This is a genomic window from Kitasatospora sp. NPDC023385, assembly GCF_055664045.1.
Genome location: NZ_JBVOOL010000078.1, coordinates 1 through 4,122 on the forward strand (window position 1 = coordinate 1; position 4,122 = coordinate 4,122).

General features: G+C 71.7%; 4 protein-coding genes, 1 rRNA gene and 1 pseudogene. 3 read left to right on the top strand and 3 right to left on the bottom strand.

The features are described from left to right. Positions 1 to 70 (top strand): 5S ribosomal RNA (rrf, locus tag AC0B61_RS36985); the annotation flags it as partial. 98 nt (positions 71 to 168) lie between these two features. On the opposite strand, the gene AC0B61_RS36990 is transcribed toward rrf, so the two are convergent. The 3 genes from AC0B61_RS36990 to AC0B61_RS37000 form a co-directional block, all read right to left on the bottom strand. Further along, entirely contained in the window at positions 169 to 1,449 is a 1,281-nt protein-coding gene (locus AC0B61_RS36990; RefSeq protein ID WP_471746904.1) for a TolB family protein, read from the bottom strand. Between the two features lie 189 nt (positions 1,450 to 1,638). Continuing rightward, on the bottom strand, positions 1,639 to 2,409 hold the full coding sequence (locus tag AC0B61_RS36995; RefSeq protein WP_471746906.1) for a lysophospholipid acyltransferase family protein: 771 nt from the start codon (positions 2,407 to 2,409) through the stop codon (positions 1,639 to 1,641). A 264-nt stretch (positions 2,410 to 2,673) separates the two neighbouring features. Further along, on the bottom strand, positions 2,674 to 3,099 hold the full coding sequence (locus tag AC0B61_RS37000; protein WP_471746908.1) for a DUF4395 domain-containing protein: 426 nt from the start codon (positions 3,097 to 3,099) through the stop codon (positions 2,674 to 2,676). 198 nt (positions 3,100 to 3,297) lie between these two features. Here AC0B61_RS37000 and AC0B61_RS37005 point away from each other — a divergent pair, with 198 nt between their 5' ends. After that, entirely contained in the window at positions 3,298 to 3,711 is a 414-nt protein-coding gene (locus AC0B61_RS37005; RefSeq protein ID WP_471746910.1) for a thioredoxin family protein, read from the top strand. 315 nt (positions 3,712 to 4,026) lie between these two features. Beyond that, positions 4,027 to 4,122: pseudogene (locus AC0B61_RS37010) on the top strand (electron transfer flavoprotein subunit beta); the annotation flags it as partial.

Consider the following 4,122-nt stretch of genomic DNA (forward strand, 5'->3'; position numbering starts at 1 on the left):
GGAAGCTAAGCCTCAAAGCGCCGATGGTACTGCAGGGGGGACCCTGTGGGAGAGTAGGACGCCGCCGAACAATCATTCCGAAAAGACCCCCTCCCGACCGGGAGGGGGTCTTTTTGCGTTTTGCGATCCGGTTTTTGCGAGCTGGTCTTCCGGCCGCGGCGGACGGGATCACCCGTCCTGGGGCTGCGGCTCCTCGGTGGGCGGTTGGCCCTGGGCCTGGGCCGGGAGTTGGGCCTCGGGCTGGGGTGCCTGGGTCGGCAAGGTCGACGGGTCCGCCGTCCCCCAAGCCGGGCGGCTGAGCCACGCGTCCGCGCTGTTGGTGAGGCGGGCGACGCCCGTGCCGTCCGGCTGCATGCTGTAGAGGTCGGCTCCCGCACCCGCCGGAGCCTGCGAGAAGACGATGGCCTTGCCGTCGGGCGCGTAGGTAGCGGTGCCGTAGAAGACGTCGGAGGGGGCGGGGGTGAGGGCGCCGATGGCGGTGCCGTCGGGGTGGACGGTGTAGATGCCGCCGCCGGGGGCGTTGTCGGGGCCGGCTGGGTAGGTGGTGAAGAGGATCCGGCTGCCGTCGGGGGACCAGTCGGCGCGGTCGCCGGCGCGCAGTTCCCAGGGGGTGAGCTGGCGGAGCCCGGTGCCGTCGGCGCTGACGACGTAGATGGCGCGGCTGTTGGCGGGTTGCCCGGTGGCGCTGGTGCGGTACTCGAAGGTGAGCTGCTTGCCGTCGGGGGACCAGCTGGGGTTGCTGACCGAGCCGGAGTAGGGCTTGTCGTTGGTGAGAAAGGTGAGCCGCTGGACGTTGGTGCCGTCGGGGCTCATCAGGTAGAGGTCCGAGTACTGGGTCTGGTTCTTGCCGGTCGGATCCAGTGGGCCCCAGGACCGGCTGAAGGCGAGCTGCTTGCCGTCCGGGGAGAAGGCGGGGGCGCGTTCGTCCTCGTTGGCGCAGTCCGCGGTGCCGCTGTCGCAGAGCTGGCTGACCTGGTGGGCGCTCTCGCCGGAGGCGGTGACGGTCCAGAGCCGGGCGGTGCCGGTCTGCGGGTCGGTGCGGTCGAAGGCGATGCTGGTGCCGTCGGGGGACCAGTCGGGGCGGTCGTCGCGGGTGCGGTCCGACGGCTGGGTGACCTGGTGCCGACTGCTGCCGTCGGGGGAGAGGGTGACGATGGCGCTGGTGCTGCGGGAGGCGTCGGTGTAGGCCCGGCTGACGATCAGCCCGTTGCGGGCGGTTGCCGCAGCCGGCGTGCCGGCCGCCGCGCCGACCGCGCCGGGGGCTGCGGTGGGTGTCGGATCGGGGGTGGCGAAGGGGGACTCCGGCCGGATCTCGGAGAGCGGGATGTCCCCGGGTTCGGCCCCGCAGCCGGTGAGCAGGGTGCCCAGAAGCAGAAGGCCCGCACCGGCGCTTGCGCGGATGCGGGCCCTGCTCGTGGGCGACTGTCGTGTGCCGGTGATCCTTGCCATCTCCGTCTTCGACCTTTCCGACCGCTCGACGTGTGGCCCCCGTCGCGGACTCAGGACGAAGGCTCCCGAATGGAGCTGTCACTGTGTCAGAAGGGGAGCGTCGGTGGTCGGGCGACACGCGACGGTGGGCGCTCGCTCGGTCGCGGGGAGTAGCTGGGGGAACGGGAGAAAGAGGAGCAGGAGCGGGGATCAGTCCCGGGCGGCGCGGCGCTCGGCCTTGGCGAGGGCCTCGGCCTCGTCCTCGGACTCGGCGACCTCCAGGGTGGGGGCGGTGCCGCCGAGCTGGGCGGGGAGCCACCAGGTGTCGTCCGGGCCGGAGGGCTTGCCGGGGTACTCGCGCTGGGCCTGGTCGAGCATCTCGCTCATGGCGGCGCGGAGTCGTCTGGTGACCATGACGGGCTTGTCGTTCGGTTCCAGGTGAATCGGTTCGCCGATCATGATGGTGACCGGGACGTGGCGCTTGGTCAGGGTCTTCGGACGGCCCTTGGTCCAGAGCTGCTGGGTGCCCCACAGGATGACGGGCAGCAGCGGGGTGCCGGAGTCGGCTGCCATCCGGGCGGCGCCGGTCTTGAACTTCTTCAGCATGAACGAGCGGCTGATCGTCGCCTCGGGGAACACCCCGACGACCTCGCCGGCCTTGAGGGCGCGCACGGCGGCCTCGTACGCGGGCTGGCCGTCGGCGCGGTCCACCGGGATGTGCTTCATGCCGCGCATCAGCGGGCCGGAGATCCGGTGCTTGAAGACGTCGTCCTTGGCCATGAAACGGGTCTTGCGCCTGCCGCCGCGGTAGGCGCCGAGGCCGGCGAAGAGAAAGTCCAGGTAACTGATGTGATTGCTGACCAGTACCGCTCCCCCCCTGGCGGGGATGTGCTCGGCGCCCACGATCTTGATCCGCACGTCGAGCGCGCGGAAGACGGTGAGTGCGGCGCCGATCACCGGCGGGTACACGAACTCTGCCACGGTCAGTCCTGACTTCCACGGGCCGGAGCCCGGTTCGGCGGGTTCCCGCGCCGTCGTTGCGGGCGGTGCCGACCGGAGCACGGCACTCCGTGGCGGTCACGGGTGATACACGGAGATGATCCCCCGAACGAGTGCCTGCTGTCACCTGAGCCGTGAGGTCAAGCCGGTTTTCACGATGTGATCTCCGTGATGAATTCCCCCGGGAACTTTTCCGCTCCCGGAACCGGACCCGCTAGGGGACGGATCGGATGGCCGCCGCCGAGTTCAGGCCCCGGCGGTGAGGCGGCCCTGGGCGCGCCGGACGGCTGGATAGAGCTCGCAGCCCACGCAGTAGCCGAAGGCGGCGTTGAGGAAGGCGGCGGCGAGGGCGACCGCGGTGGCCAGCAGGCCCAGCCAGGTCACCCCGGTGATGTGGCCGAGGGTGCCGACGGCGGCGAAGGCCATGAGGATGCCCTGGCCGAAGCGCAGGGGCCGCTCGTCCTCGGTCTCGGACGGCGGCGCGAGCCGGGGGGCGACGAACGTCCGGAAGAACCAGTCGTACAGGGAGAGCCGTAGGCCGCCGAACGCGCCCAGCGCGAAGACGAGCGCCTGGGCGGCCAGGAGGGCGCTGCTGCCGGTGAGGAGGATGACGATCAGGACGGCCGAGGTGAGCGCGGCGGCGAAACGGGGACCGCGGGGGTCGGTCTGCACGGGGGCTCCGGGAGGGTCGCGACGGGCGGCGGGGGCGTCAGCGACGGCGGGAGGCGGTGGCCCGGCGGGTCGATGACGCGGCGACAGGTCGGCAACGGTGGTGAGGCGCGCTCGGAGTCCACCGGCCGATCGTACGCGGCCCGCACCCGGCGGTCGACCGTCTTTCGGGGCCGGCGGGCGCGGGCGCAGACTGGCGGGATGAACGGGCTGGTGGTGTGCGTTGTCGCACTGGCGGTGGCGACCCTGTTCGGGCTGTTGCGGGCCGGACACGACGGGAGGATGAGAGTGCGCACCAAGGACGGGGCGGTACGGCTGTCGGCGACGGAGCTGGGCGGGCCGCTCGGCTCGCGGGCGACACTGGTGCAGTTCTCGACGGTCTTCTGCCAGCCCTGCCGGGCCACCCGGCGGGTGCTCGCCGAGGTGGCCGGGATGGTCGACGGGGTGGAGCACATCGAGGTGGACGCGGAGGCCCGGCTGGAGCTGGTCCGTCGGCTGGAGATCCGGCGGACGCCGACCGTCCTGGTGCTGGACGCGGACGGTCGGGTGGTGCGCCGGGCGTCGGGGCAGCCTCGTACGGCGGACGTGATCGCGGCGATCGGGCAGGCGGTCTGAGGACTTCCCCGCGGGGCGCCGTGAAGGCGGCCTGGTGTGGAGGTAAGCCCGGCGAAGGCGGAGTCGAATCCGCCCCCTCGGGTGGAGTCGGCGCCCGGCTGGGGCAGGATGGGCGCAGGCGGTGGGCGCAGGTGGTGGACGGGGCCGAGCGGCATAAGCTACTGGCCAGTAGTGACCACTGCGCTACCGCCGAGTATGCTGCCAGGAAGTTCCGGACCGGCACGGGATTCGCTGCCCGGAGTGGGTACGCAGCCGTGTTCGTGCCCGCTTGCACCGCCGCAGCCGCCGGACGAGACCAGTACAGGAGACAAGGCCGTGAGCTTGAGGATCGTCGTCTGTGTGAAGTACGTGCCGGATGCGACGGGGGACCGTCGTTTCGAGGACGACCACACCACCGACCGGGAGGGCGTG

What these genes read in the sequence shown, in the direction of transcription:
- AC0B61_RS37005 (WP_471746910.1), top strand. Translation starts at nt 3,298, where the DNA reads ATGAACGGGCTGGTGGTGTGCGTTGTCGCACTGGCGGTGGCGACCCTG.
- AC0B61_RS36990 (WP_471746904.1), bottom strand. Translation starts at nt 1,449, where the DNA reads ATGGCAAGGATCACCGGCACACGACAGTCGCCCACGAGCAGGGCCCGC.